This window comes from Tabrizicola sp. BL-A-41-H6, assembly GCF_050632395.1.
GTDB lineage: Bacteria > Pseudomonadota > Alphaproteobacteria > Rhodobacterales > Rhodobacteraceae > JAUYQR01.
In genome coordinates, this window is the sequence record NZ_CP192600.1 from 446,349 (window position 1) to 468,353 (window position 22,005).

The following is a 22,005-nucleotide window of genomic DNA, read 5'->3' on the forward strand; positions in this document are numbered from 1 at the left end:
GACGCCCTGGTGGCGCCCCGAGGGGAGGAGGGATCGACATGACAGACACCGGGCAGGTTTCCACTGCACCCGCGCCAAAGCGTGGCATCATCGACACGCTGGAACTTGACGTCCGGCTTCTGGGGATGCTGGTCGCCTTTGCCGCGATTGCGCTGGTCTTCACCATCTGGACGGGCGGCACTTTTGTCAGCCCGCGCAACGTTTTCAACATATCGGTGCAGGCGGTGCCTGTCGCCATCATGGCCTGCGGGATGGTCTTCGTGATCGTCGCGCGCCAGATCGACCTGTCGGTCGGGTCGATGCTGGCCATGTGTTCCGCCGTCATGGCGATGAGCCAGGCTACCTGGCTGCCCTCGCTGATGGGGCTGGAGTACGGCAGCCCGGTCATTCTGGTTGTCACCATCCTGCTGGGCTTTGCGGTCGGCACGGGCATGGGCGCGATCACCGGCTGGCTGGTCGGCTACCAGCGCATCCCGTCGTTCATCGTCACTCTGGGCGGGCTATTCGTCTGGCGCAACATCAACTGGTACACCACCAACGGCCAGTCCGTTTCGCTGACGGACCCGCATCTTCTGATGTTCGGCGGCACCGAAGGCGTGCTGGGTGCGCCGGTCAGCATGGTGCTTGGTGTAGCAGCCTCGGTCGCCGCAGCCGCGGGCCTGCTGTCGGCCCGCCGCAACAAGCAAAGCCACGGCTTCATCGTGAAACCGGCATGGGCCGAGGGTGTGATGATGGCGATGGTCGTGGGTGCGATCATGCTCTTCGTGACCTGGCTCTCGCGCTATCCGGTGCCGGAAGCCAAGCTGAAGCGCCTGTTCGAAGCGCGGGGCGAGGTGATGCCCGAAGGCTTCACCGCCATGCACGGCCTGCCGATTTCGGTGATCATCCTGATCGTCGTCGCGGTGGGCATGACGATCACCGCACGCAAGACGCGCCTTGGCCGCTACATCTTTGCGATGGGCGGCAACCCCGATGCTGCGGAACTTTCCGGCATCAACACCCGCGCGCTGACGGTCAAGATCTTTGCGCTGATGGGGTTTCTTTGTGGTCTGGCTGCGCTGGTAGCCCAGGCCCGCCTGCAAAGCCACGGCAATGATATCGGGATGCTGGAAGAACTGCGCGTCATCGCGGCGGCTGTCATCGGCGGCACCGCTCTGGCTGGCGGCGTTGGCACGATTTACGGCGCGGTCCTTGGTGCGCTGATCATGCAGTCGCTGCAATCGGGCATGGCGATGGTCGGGGTGGACACGCCGTTCCAGAACGTCGTCGTCGGGCTTGTCCTGATCATCGCCGTCTGGGTCGACATCATCTATCGCAAGCGCATGGGGCTGACGAAATGAGCAACACCGCACAAACCCCTCTGGTCGAGCTGCGCGACATCTCGATCGCCTTCGGCGGCATCAAGGCGGTCGACCATGTGACCGTCGATCTTTACCCGGGCGAGGTGGTCGGCCTTCTGGGCCACAACGGTGCGGGCAAATCGACGCTGATCAAGTGCCTGTCCGGTGCCTACAAGGCCGACAGCGGGCAGATCCTGATCAACGGCAAAGAGGTCGAGATCAACAATCCGCGTGACGCCCGCGCACAGAACATCGAAACGATCTACCAGACGCTGGCTTTGGCCGATAACCTCGACGCCGCATCGAACCTGTTTCTCGGGCGCGAGATCATGGCGAACGGCCTGATGAACGACGCAAAGATGGAGGCCGAGACGCGCAAGATCATGGCGCGGCTGAACCCGAACTTCCGCAAGTTCAACGTGCCGGTCTCGGCGCTTTCCGGCGGCCAGCGCCAGTCGGTCGCCATCGCGCGGGCGGTCTACTTCAACGCCAAGATACTGATCATGGACGAACCCACCGCAGCCCTTGGGCCGCACGAGACGCAGATGGTGGCGGAACTGATCCAGGAATTGAAGGCACAAGGTCTGGGCATCTTCCTGATCGAGCATGACATCCACAACGTCATGAAGCTGTGCGACCGCGCCTGCGTGATGAAGAACGGCCAGCTTGTCGGCACGGTGAACGTCAACGAGGTGACCGATGATGACATTCTTGGCATGATCATCATGGGCAAGAAACCGGCCAAAGCGGCCTGACGGGTACGCTGCCTCAACCCATAGGACCACCAAGATCAGATATGCCGTTGTCGGCGCCGGCTGAATTTCGCAAGAGGCGTTCATGCCCGCAGTAGCCACTACCGGGAAATTCGCGGATGCAGGCCATCGTTTCGGGCAGCCCAGATGCCGCGCAGAAGCTGGCCGATTTCCACGGCGAAACCGTGCGGCTGGAGCCAAGGCCGTTCGGTCGCGGGATCGACGCCCAGACGGTGCGACACTTGCCCGTCACCGACCGCCGCCTTCTGGTGTGACCGGTGCGCGCAGCGCCCTTTACCGGCCCTTTGCCGCCCAGCATTGCGCGATGTAGGTCGCGGTCATCAGGTCCAGATGCGCGCCGCCGCCGTTCTTGGCGATGGTGATCTCGTCGTCCGAGCGGCGCGAGAACAGCGCTGGGTCGTCATAGAAATCAGCGATCACGTCGGCTTCGGTGATGGCGCCCGATTTCAGCGGGTCTATCAGCTCGCCAATGTGGTGGATCGTCGTCGCGCGGCTGTCCACGAACACCCGCGCCCGCGCCATCGCGGCGTCGTCGACCTCGCGCATCGACGGTTTATAGGCCCCGATCAGGTCAAGGTGCTGGCCCGGTTGCAGCCATGCGCCCTTGATCAGCGGGGTTTCCGTCAGTGTGGCGGTGCAGATGATGTCGGCCGCCTTGACCGCAGCCTCCAGATCATCTGCCACCGGCAGGCCCATCGCCTCGGCCGTGGCGCGGGTGCGGCTCCAGACGGTAAAGCGGGCATCTGGAAAGATGCTTGAATAGGCATCCACCATGTTGCGCGCCACGGTTCCCGCGCCCACCAGCAGGATGTTGCGACTGTCCTTGCGCGCCAGCCGCGAGGCGGAAAGCAGGCTGTCGCCGGCGGTTTTCCACTTGGTCACAAGGTGGAAATCCAGCAGCGCCGTCAACTCTCCGGTCGTATCGTCAAAGAGGTTGACGATGCCGTTGATCGTTGGCTTGCCGCGGGCTGCGTTGCCCGGAACGATGGTGCCGATCTTGACCAAGGCACCCAAGCCGTCGATCCACGCGCCCCGGTCCAACAGCGTGTCCGCGCCCCGGTAGACCAAGAGGTCGGCAATGTCGGCGCGCGGCAGGCGATGCCCCGCCTCCAGTGCCGCCGTCATCCCGGCCCAGGTCATATGCGCTTCGGCGGCGAACGGAATCATCTCGACGGTCATAGCCCTGCCTCCCCTGACGTCAGCAGACCTTCGGCGACCAGTCGCGCCGCCCAGCCCTGCCAGCTTTCAAATTGATGCGTGCGCCAGCCACGCCGCGCCGCTGCGGTGATGTTGTCGGCCTTGTCATCGGTGAACAAAAGCCGGTCAGCCGCCAACCCGCAGTCCTCTTCGACCATCGCATAGATGCGCGGGTCGGGCTTTGTCACCCCCATCCGGCCCGACACATACTCCCGGTCGAACTCGTTCAGGAATTCCAGCTTTCCCCGCGCTTCCTCGTAGGAATAGCTGCCAAAGTTGGTCAGGCTGAACACCGGCACGCCTTTTCCCCGCAGCGCGCGCAAAAGCGCGATCGAGCCTTCGATACGCGGGCTCGCAAGCTCGATCCAGCGGTCATACCACATGCGAACTTCGGGCGCCCAATCGGGGTGCCGATCAGCCCAGTCATAGATCGTTTCGCGAAAGAGGCCGCCCGCGTCCACGATCTCGTTCATCGCGTGCAGGTCGACCTCGGTGAACAACGCACGGCGCCGCTCTTTGCCGATCACCCGGTCATAGAACGCTTCGGGCTGCCAGCGGGTCAGCACGTTGCCGATGTCGAAGATTACTGCCTCAGGCTGCATGGGCTTCCTTCTTGCGCGCCGTTTCCCGCCACAGCGTATAGAGGCCCGATCCGCAGATCAGCGCAATCCCCACCCAGGCGGTCAGGTCAGGAAAGGTGCCGAAAACCACGGCGCCCCAGACGATGGCGGCAGGCATGCCCACATATTCGAAGGGTGCGACCAGCCCCGCCTCGGCGGTGCGGTAGGCTTGCGTCACCATCATGCCGCCAATGCCCACCGCAAGCCCGGTGGCAAGAAAGATCGGCCAATCGCCAATCGGCGGCCAGATCCACGGCCGAAACAGGAACGCCCAGATCGGGTCTTCCGTCGCCAGATGCCCGTCACCGACCCAAAGCCCCATTGCCACGCTGACGATGATGAACCCCGCCTGCACGAAGAACCCCAGGGTCATGGCGCTTTCGGTGCTGCCCATCTGCCGCGCCAGCAGGTTTCCGGCGGCGTAAAGGATGGCCGAACACAGCACCATGATCGCTGCCGGCTGGATCACCCCGGCACCGGGGCGCAGCATGATGATGACCCCGATCATGCCAAGGATCACCGCCGCCCAGCGACGCGGGCCGACGGTTTCCTTCAAGAACAGCACCGACAGCACGGTGATCGCAATCGGACTGACAAAGGCCACCGCCACCGCATCGGCCAAGGGCAACGCAGCCAGCCCAAGAAAGAAGGTGACATTTGACACCATCACAATCGCCACGCGCAGAAGGTGCGTCCTTGGCCGTCGGGTGCGCAACTGACGAAATCCGGTGCCGCTGAAGCCGATGAAGCAAAGGATGAAGGTCATCGCCACAAAGGCGCGGATCAAGATCACCTGATGCAGCGCATAGCCGCCCGACAGGAACTTGATCGCAACGTCGTTGACCGAAAAGATGATGGTTCCGCCAGCGGCGAACAGGATGCCCGAAAGGGCCGGATTGCGTGCCATGCCGCCAGATGACCGCGCCGCGCGAGGGCCGTCTGTTCTGGCCGCGACATCGGGCGGCGATCCTGAAAAATAGTTAACAAACCGTAAAGGCGTCTCGCCAAGCCGTTGTTTTTGTTACGGACAGACAAGTGTCCCACGGTGGGACACTACCCCCGCCCGGCTCGCAGCACCCGGTCCAGCACATCCAGAAACCGGCTTCGGTCGGCCTTTGAAAACATCTTTCCGCCACCTTGCCGGAACGGATCAGCCGACCGCAGGTCCGCCATCAGGTCCCGCGTTGCCAAGGCCATCCCCACATTCACGGCGGTCAATTCCTCGCCATTGTGCTTCACGACCCGCGCCCCCGCCGCCACGCATTTCGCGGCCAGAGGGATATCTCCCGTCACCACCACATCACCCGGCCCGCAAGCCTCGGCGATCCACTTGTCGGCCTCGTCCGGCCCGGCGGCCACGAACACGCTTTCGACCAGCGGGTTCTGCGACGGCCTTATGCCCCCGTTCGAAACCAGCACCATCCGCACGCCAAGCCGCGTCGCCACCCGCTCCGCCTCGGCTTTCACCGGGCAGGCGTCGGCGTCAATATAGATGCGCCGGTCACTCATGGCGCGGCAAAGACCTGCACCCAGTAGTATCGCAACGGATACCGACTACCCCTGAGTGGCCGATCATCCGCCTCGTAGACCACCGCGATCCCCGTCTCGCGCATCCCGCAGTTCAGGATGTTGCGCCTGTGCCCCGCGCTTTGCAGCCAGCCCCGCACCACCTGCGTCACCGACGATTGCCCCGCCGCGATGTTTTCCGCCGCCGAGCGATAGCTGTAACCCTGCCGCTTGATACGGCTGCCAAGACGGCTGCCGTCGCGCCCGGCATGGCCAAAGAAATCCTGCTCGGCCATAGCGCGGGCATGGCTTCTGGCCGCCGCGTTCAGTTGCGGGTTCAGCACCAGCGCCGGACACCCGGCCTGCGCCCGCGCCCCATTGATCGCCGACAGCGTCGCCTCAGCCTGTCCGGCTGCAGCAGGGGCGGCCAATGCCATCACCACCGCAACCTCAAGCGTGCAGCGCCGCAGCGTGGAAAGCGACATGCTCTTCCATGAACGTCGAGACGAAGAAATAGCTGTGGTCATAGCCCTTTTGCATCCTGAACGTGCCACCTTGGCGGGTCGTGACCATCGCCTCGGCCAGCGCCTCGGGGCGCAGCTTGTCCAGAAACTGGTCCGCCGTGCCCTGATCCACCAGCATCGGCCCGTCAAAGCCCCGCTTGCGCATCAGGGTTGTCGCATCATGCGCCGCCCATGTGGACTCGTCCGCGCCAAGATAGGCAAGAAACTGCGGACGCCCCCAGTCGCTGGCCGTAGGGTTGCAGATCGGCGCGAAGGCCGAGACTGACCGAAAGCGCCCGGGAAAGCTCATCGCGATGGTAAGGGCACCGTGGCCGCCCATTGAATGGCCGGTGATTGCCTGCGCAGCCTCGGCAACCGGGAAGGCGTTGAACAGCAGGCGCGGCAGTTCCTCGGTCACGTAATCCCACATGCGGAAATGCCGCGCCCAGGGCTTTTGCGTGGCGTTGACGTAAAACCCCGCACCCTGACCCAGATCGAAGGCCTCGTGGTTGGCCACGCCTTCGCCGCGCGGGCTGGTGTCGGGATAGACGACCGCCAGCCCCATCTCGGACGCCCAGCGTTGCGCACCGGCCTTCATCATCGCGTTTTCATGCGTGCAGGTCAGCCCCGACAGAAACCACAACAGCGGCACCGGCCCCTCCTCGGCCTGTTCTGGCAGGAACAGGCCAAAGGTCATTTCGCCGCCACAGGTGCTGGACGGGTGGGTGTAGACGCCCTGAACGCCTCCGAAGGCCCGGCTTTCGGAAATCGTGCGCATGTCTGACCTCTCTTCGCTGGATCGCTCCTTCGCCGAATAGGGTGCCGCGTCACCGAGGTAAAGGGCCGCGCGGCAAGACGATCACACCGGCCCGAAGAAGCTTTGGTTCGGCCCTTGATTTCATGATTTCGTTGTCCATCTTTTGCAAGCGGACCGGGCCCCTCTGGCGTCGGGCATTAGCCCTGCGTGATGTCGGACCGCATCGAGGAACACTCGATGGCAGCCCGGTCTTTGAATCCTTCCAGCTGTCGTCCTGTGTCTTGTGGTATGAAAAGGGACATTGGAATGGACTTCCTCTACATCGACTTTCTCAGCAAGCCCGTCTGGATGTGGCTGCTGTTCGTCGGCATCGTCATTGCGCTCTTGGTCTTCGACCTTGGCGTTCTGAACAAGAAAGACCACGAGATTGGCGTGAACGAAAGCCTGCGGCTTTCGGCGCTGTATATCGCGCTGGGCGTCGGCTTTTCAGGCTTTGTCTGGTGGCAGATCGGGTTCGAGGAATCGAAGCTGTATCTGACCGCCTTCGTCGTGGAAAAGACGCTCGCGCTCGACAACGTGTTCGTCATCGCGCTGATCTTCACCTATTTCGCCATCCCCCGCATGTATCAGCACCGCGTACTGTTCTGGGGCATCCTTGGCGTGATCGTGCTGCGCGGCATCATGATCGGCCTCGGGGCGACTCTGGTGGCGCAGTATTCTTGGGTTCTCTACATCTTCGCAGTGTTCCTGATCTTCACCGGCATCAAGATGATGTTCACCGATGACAAGGAAACCGACATCTCGCAGAACCCGGTGCTGAAGTTCATGAAGCGCCGCATGAACGTGACGGAAAAGCTGCACGGCAACGCGTTCTGGGTGAAAGAGCAGGATGCCAAGGGCAAGGCTGTCTGGTTCGCCACGCCGCTGTTCCTCGCGCTGGTGCTGGTTGAAATTGCCGACCTCGTGTTCGCGGTAGATTCGGTGCCTGCGGTGTTTGCGATCACCACCGACCCGTTCATCGTCTACACCTCGAACATCTTCGCGATCCTTGGTCTGCGTGCGCTTTACTTCGCGCTGGCCGCCGTGCTGCACCGCTTCCACTACCTGAAATATGCGCTGGCCCTGCTTTTGGTGTTCATCGGCTCGAAGATTTTCGTCGCCGATGCGCTGGGGCTGGAGAAGTTTCCTGCCAACCTGTCGCTTGGTATCACCTTCGCGATCCTTGCCGCGGGCGTGATTTACTCGCTCTGGCGCAGCCGGAACGACGCGCCGGTGGTTGGCAAGACCGATCAAGACTGACCCTGCCACGCCAAAGAAAAACCCCGGTCGCAAGACCGGGGTTTTGTCGTTTCAGCGCTGCGCGTCTTAGCGGCGGCTGGGCTGATCGTCTTCGTCATCCTCGTCATCATCACCCTGCGGCAGGTTGAAGAAGCTTTCGGCGTCCGAGAAATCGGTGTTCGCGTCCTTGTCGTCGTCGCCAAAGACTTCCAGCCCCGACAGCGGCTCCGGCATCTTCGGTTCCGGTGACATGCCCAGCGACTGTTCGGTCGACACCAGTTTGCGGCGCTCGTCATCCGACATCACCGAACCTTCGGACGCCTTCTTGCGGGCCGCGGCCTGCACGGCGGCGTCCAGTTCCGACTGGCGGCAAAGCCCAAGCGCCACCGGGTCGATCGGCGTGATGTTCGAGATGTTCCAGTGGCTGCGTTCGCGGATCGACTGGATGGTGGGTTTGGTGGTGCCCACCAGCTTGCCGATGGCACCATCGGACAGCTCTGGGTGGAACTTCACCAGCCACAGGATCGCGGCGGGGCGGTCCTGACGCTTGGACAAGGGCGTATAGCGCGGCCCGCGACGCTTTTCCTCGCCCACGGCGGCAGCGTTGAACTTCAGCTTCATGCGGTAGATCGGATCTTTCTGCGCACGCTCGATCTCGATCGGGTCAAGCTGGTTGTTGGCGATCGGGTCGAAACCCTTGACGCCACCGGCCACGTCACCGTCCGCAATGCCCTGCACCTCAAGCTCGTGCATCCCGCAGAAATCGGCGATCTGGGCAAAGCTGAGGGTCGTGTTGTCCACCAGCCAGACGGCAGTGGCTTTGGCCATAAGCGGCTTCGACATCGGATCTCTCCTTTACAAATCTCTCCCGGGCCGGGAAAACGGCGGCGGGCGCTGGCCCGCGAGTTCCACGTTTTCAGGGAATTCACCGCCCATATAGGGCCTTCGCCAAAAAAGGGGAAGCGAAAATGCGGCGGATGCTGTTGGCCCTCGTAGCGGCGTTGTGGGCCGGACCAGCCCTTGCCGACGGCGAGCGGGCGGGCGACTTCGACTATTATGTCATGTCGCTGTCGTGGTCGTCGGCTTGGTGCGAACTTGAAGGCGACGCGCGCGACGATCCGCAATGCGATCCGGGGCGCGGGCTGACGTTCGTGCTGCACGGGCTTTGGCCGCAATATGAAGATGGCTGGCCGTCGTGGTGCCGCACGGCCCAGCGTGACCCCACCCGCGCCGAAACCGCGGCGATGGCCGATATCATGGGCGGGTCAGGGCTTGCCTTCTACCAGTGGAAAAAGCACGGCCGCTGCGCCGGAGTTGCCGCGCCCGATTACTTCGCCACCGCGCGCCAAGCCTTCGAAAGTATCGCCGTTCCCCCGCTTTTCGGCCGCGTGTCCAAGGATTTGACCCTGCCCGCATCAGTGATCGAATCGGCGTTTCTGGAAGCGAACCCCGGCATGACGCGCGATCAGGTCACCGTCACTTGCAGCGACGGTCTGATCCAGGAAGTGCGCATCTGCCTGACGCCCGATCTTGACCCCCGGCGTTGCGGGGCGGACGTGATCCGCGACTGCACGCTGAAAGATGCGGTGCTGGAGGCGGTGCGCTAGGAAAAGTCGGCGGGATCGCTGGCTGTGAAATACGACGATGCATGGGGAGCATGACAAGCAAGTTTCGTTCAATACCCGGTGCCGGGACAAAGCTGGGGACTTCGGCCCGGCGAGAAGTCACATTCTGAAATCCGAATCCCGCCTGACGGAAACTTTACCAAAGGCGCGCTTCGGTTGAAGTGAAGAACGCATCAAAATCGAACCGAACGGTCAAAATTCCGTGCGCTGCCTAGTTTTCGACCTTCAGCACGATCTTGCCCACATGGCCGGGCGCCTCGATCCGCCAATGTGCTGCCGGAGCATCGTTCAGATCGTATTCGCTGTCGTGCACAACCTTCAGGGCGCCATTGGCCAGCATTGGCCAGACATGCGCTTCCACCTCGGCGGCGATGCGAGCTTTGGCAAGGTCTGACTGCGGGCGCAGCGTGGACCCGGTGATCGTCAGACGCCGCATCATCACTTCGGCAAAGTTGAGCTCGGCCTTGGCGCCTTGCAGGAAGGCAATCTGCACCAGCCGCCCGTCATCCGCCAGCGCCTTGATGTTCCGCTCGATATAGCCGCCGCCGACCATGTCGAGAATCAGGTTCGCCCCGCCTTCGGCCTTCAGGGCGGCGGTGAAATCCTCGCTCCGGTAGTTCAGCGCGACCTCGGCGCCCAGATCGGTGCAGACCTTGCATTTTTCATCCGTTCCGGCGGTGGCGAATACCCGTGCGCCCAGCGCGCGGGCAATCTGGATCGCCGTGGTGCCGATGCCCGACGTGCCGCCATGCACAAGGAAACGCTCCCCCGCCGTCAGGCCGCCGCGCATCACCACGTTCGACCAGACGGTGAAACAGGTTTCCGGCAGACAGGCGGCATCGCGCATCGACATGCCTGTCGGCACGGGCAACGCATGGGCGGCCGGCGTCGCCGCATACTCGGCATACCCGCCCCCCGGCAGCAGTGCGCACACCTTGTCGCCGATCTGCCAGCGGGTGACGCCCGGCCCGACCTCCACCACCGTGCCGGAACATTCCAGCCCTGGCAGCGGCGAGGCGCTGGGCGGCGGCGCATAGGCCCCGGCCCGTTGCAGCGCATCAGGCCGGTTCACCCCGGCATAGGCCACGCGGATGATGATCTGGCCATGCCGCGGCACCGGCACCGGCACGGACACCGGTTTCAGAACATCCGGCCCGCCCGGAGCCGAGATTTCCATGGCGAGCATGCTGTGCGACAGGGTCATCTTCGGCCTTTCAGAACAGGTGGCGACCGGGCAGGTCATCCGGCACTTTTGGCGCACGAACCCTTTCCAGAATCTTGAAAGGCCCGTTTTTCAGTGCCTTGCCAAGCGGATTTTCCGCCAGACCTGCCTTGAACTTCTCGAACTGCATCACCTGGTCGATGCGGCGGTACAGAAAATCCCAGCTGGCCTGATGGTCAAGGCTGCCATCGCCCAGCCAATAGAGCACCGTCGCACCATAAACCGCCGTCAGCGTGCCGCGCTTGGTATACCAGTTCAGGTCGGTCGAGGTGTCGCCCAGCGCCGTCCAGATCTTGTCGGTCGTGCCCCACAAGGCCCGCGCCCCATCGGCCGCGTGCTGCGGCAGGGCGAACAGCGTGGTGCCCCGACGCACCAGCTCCTTGTCGGCCAATTCCAGCCTTGTCCGCACCGCCAGCGCGATCCGGTCCCGAAACCGCATCGAAGACAGGTCCATCGCTGCCAGCCGTGCCACCATCTCCGCATCGCCGCGCGCGTGGTAGGCCAGCGCCAGATCGACGCCGCCCCGTGGATACAGCGCCCGCGCCAGAGCATCGGGCACGCCGCAGTCGGCAATCGCCGCGCGGAACGTGGTTTCCGACCAGCCGTCAAACGGCACATGCGCCAGCGCCGCGTCCAGAATCCGGTCCTTTTGGGTCGTCTCGGTCATGTCAGCCTCCGTCCTGCCGCGCGGTGGACAAGCCCACCCTTGTTTGATATAGGCCGCGGGCCTGCACAAGTCAGTGCAACTTTAACCTAGGAAGGTGGTGACAACCACATGCAGGTCAGCGTCCGCGATAACAACGTCGAACAGGCTCTCCGTGCCCTGAAGAAAAAACTTCAGCGCGAAGGGGTGTTTCGGGAAATGAAGCTCAAGCAGCATTTCGAGAAGCCCTCCGTCAAGAAAGCACGCGAACAAGCCGAAGCCGTGCGCCGCGCGAGGAAACTCGCCCGGAAGAAGCTTCAGCGTGAAGGCGGTCTTTAAGACGTCAGCGACACTGGGGTAGCGATACCCGCCCGATCAACCCCCGTCCTTCAGGCCGGGGGTTTTTCATTTTGCGGGCCGGAACAGCCAGCCCGCCAGCGCCGCCGCGACCGACGCTCCGGCGATCTGTGCCAGCCAGAAGGCGGGCAGATCGACTGGACGGATGCCAGCGAACGTCTCGGTAAATGCCCTAGCCAACGACACGGCCGGATTGGCAAAGCTGGTCGATGCGGTGAACCAATAGGCCGCCGCGATATAGGCCGCGACCATCAGCGCCACATTGGCCCGCGCATGGATCGCGCCCAGAATCGTCAGCACCAGCCCAAAGGTCGCCACGCCTTCGGCGATCCACTGCCCGGTGCCGCTGCGCGGGGTCGTCGATAGCTGCCAGATCGGCAGATCGAACATCGCGTGCGCCAGCAATGTTCCTGCCACGCCGCCAGTGATCTGGGCTGCAACAAAGCCCAGCGCCAGAATCGGTGCGACCTCGCGCCGGACGGCAAAAACCAGCGTCACGGCGGGGTTGAAATGCGCGCCCGACACCGGGGCGAAAATGGTGATCAACACCAGCAGCGCCGCCGCCGTGGCGATGGTGTTGGCCAACAGGGCCAGCGCCACATCCGCCGTCAGCCGGTCGGCCATGATGCCTGACCCGACAACGGCGGTGACCAGAAGCCCAGTGCCAAGGGCCTCGGCCACAAGGCGGCGTGCGGTCATTCGGTGCGGCCGATCTCGGACAGCCGCGCCTTCAGGGTCAGTGCGTCCAGCGTGGCGATGGGCAGGGCGGCGAACGCCTGGATGCGGCGGTTCAACGCCCGGTAGGTCTCTGCGAATGCCAGCGCCTTTGCCGCGTCGCTGCCCTCGACGGCCGCAGGGTCTGGCAGACCCCAATGCGCGCTGACCGGTTGCCCCGGCCAGTAGGGGCATTCCTCGGCCGCCGCGCTGTCACAGACGGTGAACACGAAATCCAGCTTCGGGGCGCCGGGGGCTGCGAACTCGTCCCAGCTTTTCGACCGCGCGAAGCTGGTGTCGAACCCTTCGCGTTGCAACAGCGACAGGGCGAACGGGTTCGGCGCCCCGGTCGGGCGCGATCCTGCGGAATGGCCGATGAAGCGACCCTTGCCTTCACGGTTCATGATCGCTTCGGCCAGTATCGACCGCGCCGAATTGCCGGTACACAGGAACAGGACGTGAAAAGGGGCGGTCATCTGGCATCTCCGGTTTGCCAGCGCCGAATGCCAAGACTTTGTAACAGCCCGGTGACGTTCAGACCGCAAGCGCCGTGGTTTTCACCACCGTGCGAAGCGCAAAGCTTGACTGCATCTGCCGCACACCGGGCAGTCGGCTCAGGAACTGGCGGTGGATGCGGGCGAAATCCTCGGTATCCTCGGCCATGATCTTCAGCAGGTAATCCGCCGTCCCCGCCATCAGGTGGCACTCCAGCAGATCCGGCACCCGCGCAACCTCGCGCTCGAAGGCGTCAAGCAGGTCTTCGGCCTGACTTTGCAGGGTGATTTCCACGAACACCGTGGTCAGCCGCCCCATCTTGCGGGCATCCAGCAGCGCAACATAGCCTGCGATATACCCCTCCTCCTCCAGTCGCTGCACCCGGCGATGGCAGGCTGATGGCGACAGGTTCACCTGTTCGGACAGTTCGGCATTGGTGATCCGCCCTTCCTTTTGCAGGACTGTCAGGATGCGGCGGTCGGTTGCGTCAAGATCCATGTTCGGTGCAAGTTTCTTCGGCTGGATGCGGAAATATCGGCAGAATCTACGCCATCCAACCCGACCCGTCACCCAGAATTCAAAGCATTTGCGAAGAAACAGGCAAAGACTGACCGCACAAGGGCCGCTTTGGCCCGCAGGGAGACAGCAATGAAAATCGGTTGCCCGAAGGAAATCAAGCCGCAGGAATTCCGCGTCGGCATGACCCCGGATGCCGCGCGCGAAGCGGTGGCGCATGGCCATTCCGTGATGATCGAAACCAACGCCGGCACCGGCGCGGGCTTTTCTGACGCCGATTATCAGGCGGCGGGTGCAAAGATCGTCGGCACCGCCGAAGAGGTCTTCGCCGCCGCCGACATGATCGTCAAGGTCAAGGAACCGCAGGCTGTAGAGCGCAAGCGCCTGCGCGAGGGGCAGGTCTTGTTCACCTACCTCCACCTTGCCCCCGACCCGGAGCAGACGAAAGACCTTCTGGCCTCGGGCGTCACCGCCATCGCCTACGAGACGGTGACGGATGACCGTGGCGGCCTGCCGCTTCTGGCGCCGATGTCCGAGGTTGCGGGCCGTCTGGCGCCGCAGGTCGGGGCGTGGACGCTGCAAAAAGCCAACGGCGGGCGCGGCGTCCTGCTGGGCGGGGTGCCGGGCGTGTCGCCGGCTAAGGTGCTGGTCATTGGCGGCGGTGTCGTCGGCACCCACGCGGCCAAGGTTGCGGCCGGGATGGGCGCGGATGTCACCGTGCTTGACCGGTCGATCAACCGCCTGCGCTATCTGGATGACGTGTTCGGGCGCGACTTCAAGAACGCCTACGCCAGCGCCGGCAACACAATCGCGCTTGCCCGCGAGGCCGACCTCATCATTGGTGCGGTGCTGATCCCCGGTGCCGCCGCGCCGAAATTGATCAGCCGCGCGCAACTGAAGGAGCTGAAGCCCGGCGCGGCGTTGGTTGACGTCGCCATCGACCAGGGTGGCTGCTTCGAGACGTCGCGCGCCACCACCCATCAGGACCCGATCTATGACGTAGACGGGATCATGCACTACTGCGTCGCCAACATGCCCGGCGCGGTGGCGCGCACCTCGACGCAAGCCTTGGGCAACGCGACAATGCCCTTCCTGCTGGCGCTGGCCGACAAGGGCTGGAAAAAGGCCTGCGCCGACGACAGGCACCTGCTGGCAGGCCTGAATACCCACAAGGGCAAGCTGACTTATGCCGCCGTCGGCGCGGCGCTTGGCCTGCCGGTAATCTCGGCCGCCGACGCGCTGGCGCATTGATGTGAACGCAAAAGGCCCCCGATGCTGTCGGGGGCCTTGGCAACGGCGTGTCGCGCTTACTTCTTCAGCTGGACGAGGATTTCTTTCAGGAGGTCCACTTCGGTCGGCCCGGCAGCAGCAGCCTCGGCTGCTTCCTTGCGTGCGGTCGCCTCTTTCAGCTTGTTCACCGCCTTGACCAGCAGGAACACCACCCATGCGATGATCAGGAAGTTGATCACCGCCGTGATGAACGCGCCGTAGGCAAAGACTGGCGCGCCAGCCTCTTTCGCCACGGCCAGCGAGGCCGGGTTGGTGCCGGAAAGGTCGATGAACAGGTTGGAGAAATCAACCCCGCCGGTCAAAAGACCGATCAGCGGATTGATCAGGTCGCCGACGAGCGAGTTGACGATGGCCGTAAAGGCCGCACCGATGATGATACCGACCGCAAGGTCGACCACATTCCCTTTGGCGATGAACGCCTTGAATTCATTAAGCATTGCACGGTTCCCTTCGTTCTCTGCCTGGACGGCGGATGTTGTGTGTTGCGTAGCTGCACATAGCCGTGGCGACTATTGCACAGCAGAGTTCGCTGTCGCACGGGGAATTTTCCCGTATCGTGCCGCAAATCCCACTGGAGGAATGCAATTTGCCAAGCCTTGCCGATTATCCGATCACCCGGAAATGGCCGCCCCGCAATCCGGACGCGATCCAGCTTTATTCCTTGCCGACGCCGAATGGCGTGAAGGTCTCGATCGCGCTGGAGGAGGTGGGTCTCCCCTACGATGCCCACCTCGTCAACTTTGCCACGAACGACCAGACCAGCCCCGAATTCCTCAGCCTCAATCCGAACAATAAGATCCCGGCGATCATAGATCCGCACGGGCCGGGCGGGGTGCCGCTGGCGCTTTTTGAAAGCGGGGCGATCCTGATCTACATCGCCGAAAAGTCGGGCAAGTTGATGCCCGAGGGCAGCCGCTGGCAGGTGCTGCAATGGCTGATGTTCCAGATGGGTGGCATCGGCCCGATGTTCGGCCAGCTTGGCTATTTTCACTACTTTGCCGGGAAAGACATCAGCGACCCTCGCCCAAAGGAGCGCTACCGCGCCGAAGTGGAACGGCTTTTGAAGGTGCTGGATGGCGCGCTTGCCGACAAGGTCTGGATTGCCGGCGATTACTCCATTGCCGACATCGCCATCGGGCCGTGGTTGCGGACCTTGCGTGATTTCTACAAGGCCGCCGACATCGCCGGCTGGGATCACCTGAAGCATGTCCCGGCCTATCTTGACCGGTTCCTTGCCCGCCCGGCAGTGCAGCGCGGCCTGCTGCAACCACCGCGCGCCTGACGCTCAGTTCACCAGAAACTCCGCGTGCAGCGCGCCGGCGGCGTTGATGCTTTTCAGGATGTCGATCATGTCGTGGGGGGCCACGCCCAGCGCGTTCAGTCCGGCCACCACTTCTGCCAGACTGGTGCCGCCCTGCACTTCGGCCAGCCCGCTGCCGCCCTTGCCGATATCGGTGCGCGTGCGCGGAACCACCACAGTCTCGCCCTCGCTGAACGGGTTCGGTTGCACCACCATCGGGCTTTCCTCGATCCGCAGGGTCAGGTTGCCCTGCGCCACCGCGACCCGGCTGATCCGCACATCCTGCCCCATGACGATGGTGCCGGACCGCTGGTCGACCACGACCCGGGCCCGCGTTTCCGGCTCGACCATGATGCCCTCGATCCGGCTGAGGACATGCGCTGGCGACGGCATTCTTGCGGCCGGAATGTCGATGCTGACGGTGCCTGAATCCAGCATACGGGCGATGCCACGGCCAAATTCGGCGTTGACCGCGCGTTCGATGCGTTCGGCGGTGGTGAAATCTGCGGTCTTCAAGGCCATCCGCAATTCGGTCAGGCCGGCGAAATCGAACTCCACCTCGCGTTCCACCCGCGCGCCCGAAGGGATCACCCCGGCGGTCGGCACGCCTTGCACCACGCGCGCCGCGTCGCCCTCTGCCACCACGCCACCGGCGATGATGGTGCCTTGCGCCACGGCATAGATCTGCCCGTCGGCCCCGTTCAGGGGTGTCATGATCAGTGTGCCGCCAAGCAGGCTTTTCGCATCCCCGATGGCTGATACGGTCACGTCGATGCGCGCGCCAGACCGGGCAAAGGCCGGCAGCGCCGCCGTCACGAACACCGCCGCCACGTTCTTTGGCCGGAACTCCTCGCCCGTCACGTTTGCGCCCAGCCGCTCCAGCAGGTTGGCCATGATCTCTTCGGTAAAGGGCGCGTTGCGGATGCCGTCGCCGGTGCCGTTCAGCCCGACGACCAGCCCGTAGCCCACAAGGTCGTTGCCGCGCACACCGTCGAATTCAACCAGATCCTTGATGCGGATCGGTTCGGCCACCGCCATGCCGGCGGTCAGCAGGAAGGCAAGGATCAGACGGATCATCGGATATACTCGGCAAGGTTAAGCCGCGAAACGCGGGAGGTGACGAGGTAAAGCGCTTCAAGCGCCGCCTGTAGTTCCTCAAGGCGCGAGGCAGCCTCGTAGGGATCGACCGTGGCAATACCGCTGCGCGCGATCATGAGCGCGCTGTCTTCGGCGCCGTTACGGGTGCTGGCGGTTTCGATCTGCGCTTCGACGATGCCGATGTGCGCCGCAAGGCCGACCCGCGCATCCTCGCTGTTTTGCAGCATCAACCCGGCACGGTTCGCCAGATCGACGCGGGCGCTGGGCTGCGCATTCATCAGCCCCCGATCCAGCAGCGCGGCCATTGCCAGCCCCGCCAGCGTATCCCGGAACGCAGGGTCCAGCGCGGTCACGGCCAGATCGGCGCTTTCTCCGGGGGCGATCGGGACCGGCGCCTGTGCCGCCCCGCCCCGGTAGAACGTGCCGTAGCCTGCCGGGTCGGCGAACCACCCGCGAACGGCGGTCTCGATGGCATCGGATGTGGTCGCGCCGGTCACTGCGGTCTCCAGCGCGCCCAACAATTCTTCCGCGCTGCCAAGCGGCGAAACTCCGGTCTCGACCCCGGACAGGACCGACCGTCCGGCCACCTGCGTGTTGATCGCCCCAAGTGCGGTATCCAGCCGCGCCCGGGCTTCGGCGGCGGCGGTGTTGACCTGCGACGGGGTGGTCATGCTGGCCGCCCTCAGGAGCGAGGTCGCGGTGGGCCCCGCAACGCTGGTCAGTGTGGCGAGCGTCGTCTGCATTGCGCCCGACAGGAAGCCGGCGTCGGCGGCGGTTGACCGATACGCCGCCAGCCGCCCAAGACTGGCATCAAGCGCCGCAAGCGTGGTCAGGTCGCCCCGGACGGCGGCCGCAGTGTCGGTCTGGCGGCCGGTCACCACCTCGGTGCTGGCGCGCTGCATGTCGGCCTTCAGCGCGGCGCCCTGCCGTTGCAGGATCGAGGTCAGGCTGGCGTCGCCGATGCTGATGCGGTTCATGATCCCAGCCCGATCAGCGTGTTGATCATGTCGCTTACCGTCTGGATCACCTTGGCGTTCGCCGCGTAGTTCTTTTCGATTACCAGCAGCATCTGCATCTCCTGATCGGTATCGACGCCGTCTTGCCTTTCCAGATCAGACAGCGCCGAGAGCCGGGCCGCCGTGAAGCTGGCCTGACTGTCTGCGCCAAGCCTTCGGGTCGCGGTGTCGGACAGCACGTCTGCCATCAGTCCCGCAAGGCTGCGCGACCCGGCGATGAACCCGGGCGAGGCAAGCGGGCGCGCCGCCGAAAGCGCCTGACCAAGGCCAACCAGCAGGCTGCCGTTGCCGGGCGGGCCTGCCGTCACAGCACCAAGACCATCGCGCAGCCGGAAAAGTGCACCGCCCTGTGCGGGATCGACCGCTGCGTTCAGCCGCAGTCGCCCGGCAAGGCCGACCTCGTCCGTCGGCACCAGAGGAAGGCCCCGGTCGGTGAACAGCCCCGGTGCGCCGGGGGCAAGCGTCGGATCAAGCCCGCTCTGCGAGAAGCGCTCGACCAGATCGCGGGCCACCGCGTCCAGCCGCCCCTGCGCCGACACGGCCAGATCGTCGCGTATGGCGAACAACGCGGCCAGTTTGCCGCCAAGGATCGGACTACCGATCCCGGCCGTATCGACGGCGCGCCCGTTCACCGTCAGTCCTGAAAGCGCGCCGCTGGCTTGTGTCATGTCGGGCGTGATCGTGTTGGTGGGCGTAAACCCCAGCACTACCGCGGTGCCATCGACCAACGCGACGCCCCCGAGGGTGTAAAGGGCCACCTGGTTCGGGCCGCGCGGCATTTCCCGCAGCGGGACGATCTGGGCGACCCCGTCGATCAGTTTCTGGCGCTGATCCAACAAGGCGGACACGTCATAACCGGCGGCGGAAAAGCTGCGCAATTCGGTGTTCAGCTCATGGATCTGGCCCAGTGCGCCATTCAGCCGGTCGACCTCGGTGCCGATGTCGCGGTCGGCGGTGGCGCGGGCCGACTTAATGTCCTGCGAGGCTGTATTCAGCCCCGCGGCAAGGGACTGTGCCGACGCGGCAACCGCGGCCAGCCGGGCATCGACATCCGGTCGGCCAGACGCCTCGATCAAGGCGCGCTCCAGCGCGGCGATCCGGGCCGGGATCGACCCCGGTTCCTCGGGCAGGCCGATGGCGTCTTCGACCCTGCCAAGGAAGGTGGCCGTGGTGCTGCGCTCGCCGTCACCGGCCTGCGACAGGCGGCGCTCGTTGATCAGGAACTGGTCTACATCGCGGCTGATGCCCAGCACGGCCACGCCCTGCCCGGTACCGGCCAGCACCGCTGCGCCCAATTGCACCTCGCGTCGGGCATAGCCCGGCGTCGTCGCGTTCGCCACGTTCGACGACAGCACCTCCGCCTGACGCGAGGTGGCGCTGAGGCCGCTCAGGGCGCTCGACAGGGCTGAGGTGATGCTCATGCCCTAGGCCTAGCGCTTGATGTTCGTGGTTTCCTGCAACATCTCGTCCACCGTCTGGATCACCTTGGCGTTCGAAGAATAGGCCCGCTGCGTCTGGATCAATGCGGTCAGTTCCGCAGCCACGTCGGTTTTCGACCCTTCGCGCGAATAGCCTTGCACCGATCCGGTCGGCCCGCTGCCCGCATCCCAAAGGAAGAACGACCCCGATTCCGGCGACACCTGGTAGGTCTGGTTCGACATCGACAGAAGTCCGTTGGGGTTGGGCACGTCGACCAGCGGAATCTGGTAAAGCCGCCGCGTGAAGCCGGTGTCGTAGGTGGCGTTCACATAACCCTTCTCGTCCACCTCGACGTTCGTCAGGTTGCCGACCGGCGAGCCGTTCTTGGTGATCGAAACCGGTGCGAAATTGTCTGAAAGCTGCGTCAGGCCGTTCGGATCGCCCAGCCGCCCGACACCCACGCTCATCGGACCGCCGGCGACGATCAGGTCAAGCGTGCCATCGGCGGCGTTGTAAGCCCCGCCCGACACCACCACGACCGAGGCGAGCGTGCCCCCGGCGCCGCGCGAATCGTCGAAGGTCAGGGTGTATTCACCGATCAGCGCGTTGGCCGAGGCCGAGTCGCGCACCTGCATTGTCCACTGGTTCGACGATCCGGCCGCCGGGACGATCGGCGTGAACGTGACCTGCAGCGATTCCGACGTGCCGAGGTTGCCGAAGTATTCCACCGCAAGCGGCTGCGGCGTGGCGGTCGACCCCGCAACCGTCTGGGTCGCGGGCAGGTTGACGCCTAGTGTGATCGCCGTCGTCGGGTCGCCCGCGGTCTGGTTGGTGTTGATCACGATGGGCACCAGCCCGGTCATCGTATCCCGCGGCAACGACGGGATCGAGCCGTCGGCATCGGCGGGCCAGCCCATCAGCACAAGGCCCGAATCGGTCTTCAGCACACCTTCGGCATCGGTGCGAAAGCTGCCGGTGCGGGTCATGAACAGGGCCGTGTCGCTGGTGGCGTTGCCCAGCGACACGTCCTGGATCACCGGCAACATGCCGCGCCCGGCGATCGCGATATCCAGCGCGTTGCCGGTGCCGACCAGATCGCCCCGCTCTTCGATCAGGCGGGTGGTTGTCGCACGCACACCGCCAGCCGAATACGACCCGGCATTGCGCGAGCTGGTGATGACCATGCTGGTGAAATCGGTCGAGGCCCGCTTGTAGCCATAGGTGCCGGAGTTCGCGATATTGTCGGAAATCGAGGCGAGGCGGGTCGCATTCGCGTTCAACCCGGCCACGCCCGCGCTGAGCGAGGAGGAAATTGTCATGGGAAAAGCGCCTTTCTGCTGCTTCGACTCCTGATCAGGCGAAGCTGCACCTGGCGGCTTAAGATAGGCCTAACGTCTAAAATCTTATGTTTCGCGTCACCGGTCCCTCCGCAGCAGGATGATTTCCAGCCGGTTGTTGCGGATTGCCGCCGGGTCCGAGGTGGCAGGTTTGCGGTCGGCAAATCCTGACACCCGCTGCATCCGATCAGGCGCGATGCCGGCGTCTTCCAGATATGTCCGCATCGCCTGCGCCCGCGCGGCCGACATGTCCCAGACCGGGTTGTCGACCAGCGTCACCGGATAGGCGCGCATGTGGCCGTTCACGGCCATTTCGTTCGTGGTCAGGTTCAACACCTCTGACAACAGGTCGGCAATCGCCAGGATCACCGGTTCCGGTTCGTTGGCCTCGGTGAACAGCGGCGCCCCTTCGACATCGAAGATCTCGATCACCAGCCCCTCGTCGGTGACGCGGGTGATGACGTGGCGCAAAAGCTGCTCCATCGTGTTGCTTTCGCCACCCCGAGCCAGCAACGCGCGTTCCACATCCTTAAGCTCGGAGGGCGCGTCGCCTTCGCCAGCGGTGCCGTCGTCGTTGGCCGCCGTGGCCGATGCGGCGCTTTTGGTTGCGGTGGCACCGGTTCCGCTATGCGCCAGCGTTTGTTCGGAAAACACGGAATCGCCGCCAAATGCGCCGTCGCCACCGCCCGAAATGCGGTTCACCGGGATCGTCGGATTGAAGTAATCCGAAATCCCCTTGCGCTGTTTTTCCGTTGTCGCGTTCAACAGCCACATCAGCAGGAAGAACGCCATCATGGCGGTCACAAAATCGGCATAGGCCACTTTCCACGCCCCACCGTGGTGCCCGCCCGCCTTGATGATCTTCTTCCGTTTGATGATGACTGGCGCGGCATTCCCAAGCCCTGCCATCGTCACACCCAAAACTACCCGAACCAAGGGATAGCAAGTCAGGCTTTAGGCGGCCTTAACACTTAGGGTTTTAGCCAAGTGTCGCAGTTT

Annotated in this window: 26 protein-coding genes; 8 read left to right on the plus strand and 18 right to left on the minus strand. The window is 64.1% G+C overall.

Annotated elements, in window-relative coordinates; genetic code table 11:
• The first annotated feature begins 38 nt into the window (after nt 1-38).
• From ACROUL_RS02195 to ACROUL_RS02205, 3 genes are all read left to right on the plus strand, one after another.
• A complete protein-coding gene (locus ACROUL_RS02195; RefSeq protein WP_431297922.1) occupies nt 39-1,340 on the plus strand; it encodes a sugar ABC transporter permease in 1,302 nt (433 codons plus the stop codon).
• Complete coding sequence (locus ACROUL_RS02200; RefSeq protein WP_431297923.1) at nt 1,337-2,095, plus strand: ATP-binding cassette domain-containing protein; 759 nt, start codon at nt 1,337-1,339, stop codon at nt 2,093-2,095. Before ACROUL_RS02195 ends, ACROUL_RS02200 begins: the two co-directional genes overlap by 4 nt.
• Before the next feature lie 116 nt (nt 2,096-2,211).
• Nucleotides 2,212-2,367 carry a hypothetical protein gene (locus ACROUL_RS02205; protein WP_431297924.1) on the plus strand — a complete coding sequence of 52 codons (156 nt, stop codon included), beginning with the start codon at nt 2,212-2,214 and terminating at the stop codon, nt 2,365-2,367.
• A gap of 19 nt (nt 2,368-2,386) precedes the next feature.
• On the opposite strand, the gene ACROUL_RS02210 is transcribed toward ACROUL_RS02205, so the two are convergent.
• From ACROUL_RS02210 to fghA, 6 genes are all read right to left on the minus strand, one after another.
• A complete protein-coding gene (locus ACROUL_RS02210; protein ID WP_431297925.1) occupies nt 2,387-3,292 on the minus strand; it encodes an ornithine cyclodeaminase family protein in 906 nt (301 codons plus the stop codon).
• On the minus strand, nt 3,289-3,912 hold the full coding sequence (locus tag ACROUL_RS02215; RefSeq protein WP_431297926.1) for an HAD-IA family hydrolase: 624 nt from the start codon (nt 3,910-3,912) through the stop codon (nt 3,289-3,291). Before ACROUL_RS02215 ends, ACROUL_RS02210 begins: the two co-directional genes overlap by 4 nt.
• Nucleotides 3,902-4,837 carry a DMT family transporter gene (locus ACROUL_RS02220; protein ID WP_431297927.1) on the minus strand — a complete coding sequence of 312 codons (936 nt, stop codon included), beginning with the start codon at nt 4,835-4,837 and terminating at the stop codon, nt 3,902-3,904. Before ACROUL_RS02220 ends, ACROUL_RS02215 begins: the two co-directional genes overlap by 11 nt.
• A gap of 146 nt (nt 4,838-4,983) precedes the next feature.
• Nucleotides 4,984-5,439, minus strand: a complete 456-nt coding sequence (locus ACROUL_RS02225) for a YaiI/YqxD family protein (RefSeq protein WP_431297928.1) — start codon at nt 5,437-5,439, stop codon at nt 4,984-4,986.
• Nucleotides 5,436-5,921, minus strand: a complete 486-nt coding sequence (locus ACROUL_RS02230) for a CAP domain-containing protein (RefSeq protein WP_431297929.1) — start codon at nt 5,919-5,921, stop codon at nt 5,436-5,438. Before ACROUL_RS02230 ends, ACROUL_RS02225 begins: the two co-directional genes overlap by 4 nt.
• Nucleotides 5,887-6,717, minus strand: a complete 831-nt coding sequence (gene fghA / locus ACROUL_RS02235; RefSeq protein WP_431297930.1) for an S-formylglutathione hydrolase — start codon at nt 6,715-6,717, stop codon at nt 5,887-5,889. Before fghA ends, ACROUL_RS02230 begins: the two co-directional genes overlap by 35 nt.
• Nucleotides 6,718-7,002: 285 nt before the next feature.
• Here fghA and ACROUL_RS02240 point away from each other — a divergent pair, with 285 nt between their 5' ends.
• Complete coding sequence (locus ACROUL_RS02240; protein WP_431297931.1) at nt 7,003-7,995, plus strand: TerC family protein; 993 nt, start codon at nt 7,003-7,005, stop codon at nt 7,993-7,995.
• A gap of 66 nt (nt 7,996-8,061) precedes the next feature.
• Here ACROUL_RS02240 and ACROUL_RS02245 read toward each other — a convergent pair whose 3' ends face one another.
• Entirely contained in the window at nt 8,062-8,817 is a 756-nt protein-coding gene (locus tag ACROUL_RS02245) for a DUF1013 domain-containing protein (RefSeq protein ID WP_431297932.1), read from the minus strand.
• Nucleotides 8,818-8,942: 125 nt separating this feature from the next.
• On the opposite strand from ACROUL_RS02245, the gene ACROUL_RS02250 reads away from it, so the two are divergent.
• Nucleotides 8,943-9,581 (plus strand): ribonuclease T2 family protein, encoded by a 639-nt coding sequence (locus tag ACROUL_RS02250; protein WP_431297933.1) that lies wholly within the window; start codon nt 8,943-8,945, stop codon nt 9,579-9,581.
• A 229-nt stretch (nt 9,582-9,810) separates the two neighbouring features.
• On the opposite strand, the gene ACROUL_RS02255 is transcribed toward ACROUL_RS02250, so the two are convergent.
• Together ACROUL_RS02255 and ACROUL_RS02260 are read right to left on the minus strand one after the other, a co-directional pair.
• Nucleotides 9,811-10,803 carry an NAD(P)H-quinone oxidoreductase gene (locus ACROUL_RS02255; RefSeq protein WP_431297934.1) on the minus strand — a complete coding sequence of 331 codons (993 nt, stop codon included), beginning with the start codon at nt 10,801-10,803 and terminating at the stop codon, nt 9,811-9,813.
• 10 nt (nt 10,804-10,813) lie between these two features.
• On the minus strand, nt 10,814-11,488 hold the full coding sequence (locus ACROUL_RS02260; protein ID WP_431297935.1) for a COQ9 family protein: 675 nt from the start codon (nt 11,486-11,488) through the stop codon (nt 10,814-10,816).
• Nucleotides 11,489-11,596: 108 nt separating this feature from the next.
• On the opposite strand from ACROUL_RS02260, the gene rpsU reads away from it, so the two are divergent.
• Nucleotides 11,597-11,803, plus strand: a complete 207-nt coding sequence (rpsU, locus tag ACROUL_RS02265) for a 30S ribosomal protein S21 (RefSeq protein ID WP_008027119.1) — start codon at nt 11,597-11,599, stop codon at nt 11,801-11,803.
• A gap of 66 nt (nt 11,804-11,869) precedes the next feature.
• On the opposite strand, the gene ACROUL_RS02270 is transcribed toward rpsU, so the two are convergent.
• The 3 genes from ACROUL_RS02270 to ACROUL_RS02280 are packed head-to-tail and all read right to left on the minus strand — an operon-like array spanning nt 11,870 to nt 13,528.
• Nucleotides 11,870-12,520, minus strand: a complete 651-nt coding sequence (locus tag ACROUL_RS02270) for an aquaporin (protein ID WP_431297936.1) — start codon at nt 12,518-12,520, stop codon at nt 11,870-11,872.
• Complete coding sequence (locus ACROUL_RS02275) at nt 12,517-13,011, minus strand: arsenate reductase ArsC (RefSeq protein WP_431297937.1); 495 nt, start codon at nt 13,009-13,011, stop codon at nt 12,517-12,519. Before ACROUL_RS02275 ends, ACROUL_RS02270 begins: the two co-directional genes overlap by 4 nt.
• Before the next feature lie 58 nt (nt 13,012-13,069).
• Nucleotides 13,070-13,528 carry an Lrp/AsnC family transcriptional regulator gene (locus ACROUL_RS02280; protein ID WP_431297938.1) on the minus strand — a complete coding sequence of 153 codons (459 nt, stop codon included), beginning with the start codon at nt 13,526-13,528 and terminating at the stop codon, nt 13,070-13,072.
• A gap of 150 nt (nt 13,529-13,678) precedes the next feature.
• On the opposite strand from ACROUL_RS02280, the gene ald reads away from it, so the two are divergent.
• The gene (ald, locus tag ACROUL_RS02285) at nt 13,679-14,797 is read left to right on the plus strand and encodes an alanine dehydrogenase (protein WP_431297939.1); all 1,119 of its coding nucleotides are present in this window, start codon (nt 13,679-13,681) and stop codon (nt 14,795-14,797) included.
• A 56-nt stretch (nt 14,798-14,853) separates the two neighbouring features.
• Here ald and mscL read toward each other — a convergent pair whose 3' ends face one another.
• Complete coding sequence (gene mscL / locus ACROUL_RS02290; protein WP_431297940.1) at nt 14,854-15,273, minus strand: large conductance mechanosensitive channel protein MscL; 420 nt, start codon at nt 15,271-15,273, stop codon at nt 14,854-14,856.
• A gap of 149 nt (nt 15,274-15,422) precedes the next feature.
• Between mscL and ACROUL_RS02295 the strand changes: the two genes are divergently transcribed.
• A complete protein-coding gene (locus tag ACROUL_RS02295) occupies nt 15,423-16,118 on the plus strand; it encodes a glutathione S-transferase family protein (protein WP_431297941.1) in 696 nt (231 codons plus the stop codon).
• A gap of 3 nt (nt 16,119-16,121) precedes the next feature.
• Here ACROUL_RS02295 and ACROUL_RS02300 read toward each other — a convergent pair whose 3' ends face one another.
• From ACROUL_RS02300 to ACROUL_RS02320, 5 genes are all read right to left on the minus strand, one after another.
• Nucleotides 16,122-17,213: a flagellar basal body P-ring protein FlgI gene (locus ACROUL_RS02300; protein ID WP_431297942.1), complete on the minus strand. Its 1,092-nt coding sequence runs from the start codon at nt 17,211-17,213 to the stop codon at nt 16,122-16,124.
• Nucleotides 17,210-18,211, minus strand: coding sequence for a flagellin (locus ACROUL_RS02305; protein ID WP_431297943.1), 1,002 nt, complete (start codon nt 18,209-18,211; stop codon nt 17,210-17,212). Before ACROUL_RS02305 ends, ACROUL_RS02300 begins: the two co-directional genes overlap by 4 nt.
• A complete protein-coding gene (flgK, locus tag ACROUL_RS02310; RefSeq protein WP_431297944.1) occupies nt 18,208-19,671 on the minus strand; it encodes a flagellar hook-associated protein FlgK in 1,464 nt (487 codons plus the stop codon). The genes ACROUL_RS02305 and flgK overlap by 4 nt, the downstream gene beginning before the upstream one ends.
• A gap of 9 nt (nt 19,672-19,680) precedes the next feature.
• Complete coding sequence (locus ACROUL_RS02315) at nt 19,681-20,988, minus strand: flagellar hook protein FlgE (RefSeq protein WP_431297945.1); 1,308 nt, start codon at nt 20,986-20,988, stop codon at nt 19,681-19,683.
• Between the two features lie 96 nt (nt 20,989-21,084).
• Nucleotides 21,085-21,915 carry a flagellar motor protein MotB gene (locus ACROUL_RS02320; RefSeq protein ID WP_431297946.1) on the minus strand — a complete coding sequence of 277 codons (831 nt, stop codon included), beginning with the start codon at nt 21,913-21,915 and terminating at the stop codon, nt 21,085-21,087.
• Between the last annotated feature and the right edge of the window lie 90 nt (nt 21,916-22,005).

What these genes read in the sequence shown, in the direction of transcription:
- ACROUL_RS02195 (WP_431297922.1), top strand. Translation starts at nt 39, where the DNA reads ATGACAGACACCGGGCAGGTTTCCACTGCACCCGCGCCAAAGCGTGGC.
- ACROUL_RS02200 (WP_431297923.1), top strand. Translation starts at nt 1,337, where the DNA reads ATGAGCAACACCGCACAAACCCCTCTGGTCGAGCTGCGCGACATCTCG.
- ACROUL_RS02205 (WP_431297924.1), top strand. Translation starts at nt 2,212, where the DNA reads ATGCAGGCCATCGTTTCGGGCAGCCCAGATGCCGCGCAGAAGCTGGCC.
- ACROUL_RS02210 (WP_431297925.1), bottom strand. Translation starts at nt 3,292, where the DNA reads ATGACCGTCGAGATGATTCCGTTCGCCGCCGAAGCGCATATGACCTGG.
- ACROUL_RS02215 (WP_431297926.1), bottom strand. Translation starts at nt 3,912, where the DNA reads ATGCAGCCTGAGGCAGTAATCTTCGACATCGGCAACGTGCTGACCCGC.
- ACROUL_RS02220 (WP_431297927.1), bottom strand. Translation starts at nt 4,837, where the DNA reads ATGGCACGCAATCCGGCCCTTTCGGGCATCCTGTTCGCCGCTGGCGGA.
- ACROUL_RS02225 (WP_431297928.1), bottom strand. Translation starts at nt 5,439, where the DNA reads ATGAGTGACCGGCGCATCTATATTGACGCCGACGCCTGCCCGGTGAAA.
- ACROUL_RS02230 (WP_431297929.1), bottom strand. Translation starts at nt 5,921, where the DNA reads ATGTCGCTTTCCACGCTGCGGCGCTGCACGCTTGAGGTTGCGGTGGTG.
- fghA (WP_431297930.1), bottom strand. Translation starts at nt 6,717, where the DNA reads ATGCGCACGATTTCCGAAAGCCGGGCCTTCGGAGGCGTTCAGGGCGTC.
- ACROUL_RS02240 (WP_431297931.1), top strand. Translation starts at nt 7,003, where the DNA reads ATGGACTTCCTCTACATCGACTTTCTCAGCAAGCCCGTCTGGATGTGG.
- ACROUL_RS02245 (WP_431297932.1), bottom strand. Translation starts at nt 8,817, where the DNA reads ATGTCGAAGCCGCTTATGGCCAAAGCCACTGCCGTCTGGCTGGTGGAC.
- ACROUL_RS02250 (WP_431297933.1), top strand. Translation starts at nt 8,943, where the DNA reads ATGCGGCGGATGCTGTTGGCCCTCGTAGCGGCGTTGTGGGCCGGACCA.
- ACROUL_RS02255 (WP_431297934.1), bottom strand. Translation starts at nt 10,803, where the DNA reads ATGACCCTGTCGCACAGCATGCTCGCCATGGAAATCTCGGCTCCGGGC.
- ACROUL_RS02260 (WP_431297935.1), bottom strand. Translation starts at nt 11,488, where the DNA reads ATGACCGAGACGACCCAAAAGGACCGGATTCTGGACGCGGCGCTGGCG.
- rpsU (WP_008027119.1), top strand. Translation starts at nt 11,597, where the DNA reads ATGCAGGTCAGCGTCCGCGATAACAACGTCGAACAGGCTCTCCGTGCC.
- ACROUL_RS02270 (WP_431297936.1), bottom strand. Translation starts at nt 12,520, where the DNA reads ATGACCGCACGCCGCCTTGTGGCCGAGGCCCTTGGCACTGGGCTTCTG.
- ACROUL_RS02275 (WP_431297937.1), bottom strand. Translation starts at nt 13,011, where the DNA reads ATGACCGCCCCTTTTCACGTCCTGTTCCTGTGTACCGGCAATTCGGCG.
- ACROUL_RS02280 (WP_431297938.1), bottom strand. Translation starts at nt 13,528, where the DNA reads ATGGATCTTGACGCAACCGACCGCCGCATCCTGACAGTCCTGCAAAAG.
- ald (WP_431297939.1), top strand. Translation starts at nt 13,679, where the DNA reads ATGAAAATCGGTTGCCCGAAGGAAATCAAGCCGCAGGAATTCCGCGTC.
- mscL (WP_431297940.1), bottom strand. Translation starts at nt 15,273, where the DNA reads ATGCTTAATGAATTCAAGGCGTTCATCGCCAAAGGGAATGTGGTCGAC.
- ACROUL_RS02300 (WP_431297942.1), bottom strand. Translation starts at nt 17,213, where the DNA reads ATGATCCGTCTGATCCTTGCCTTCCTGCTGACCGCCGGCATGGCGGTG.
- ACROUL_RS02305 (WP_431297943.1), bottom strand. Translation starts at nt 18,211, where the DNA reads ATGAACCGCATCAGCATCGGCGACGCCAGCCTGACCTCGATCCTGCAA.
- flgK (WP_431297944.1), bottom strand. Translation starts at nt 19,671, where the DNA reads ATGAGCATCACCTCAGCCCTGTCGAGCGCCCTGAGCGGCCTCAGCGCC.
- ACROUL_RS02315 (WP_431297945.1), bottom strand. Translation starts at nt 20,988, where the DNA reads ATGACAATTTCCTCCTCGCTCAGCGCGGGCGTGGCCGGGTTGAACGCG.
- ACROUL_RS02320 (WP_431297946.1), bottom strand. Translation starts at nt 21,915, where the DNA reads ATGGCAGGGCTTGGGAATGCCGCGCCAGTCATCATCAAACGGAAGAAG.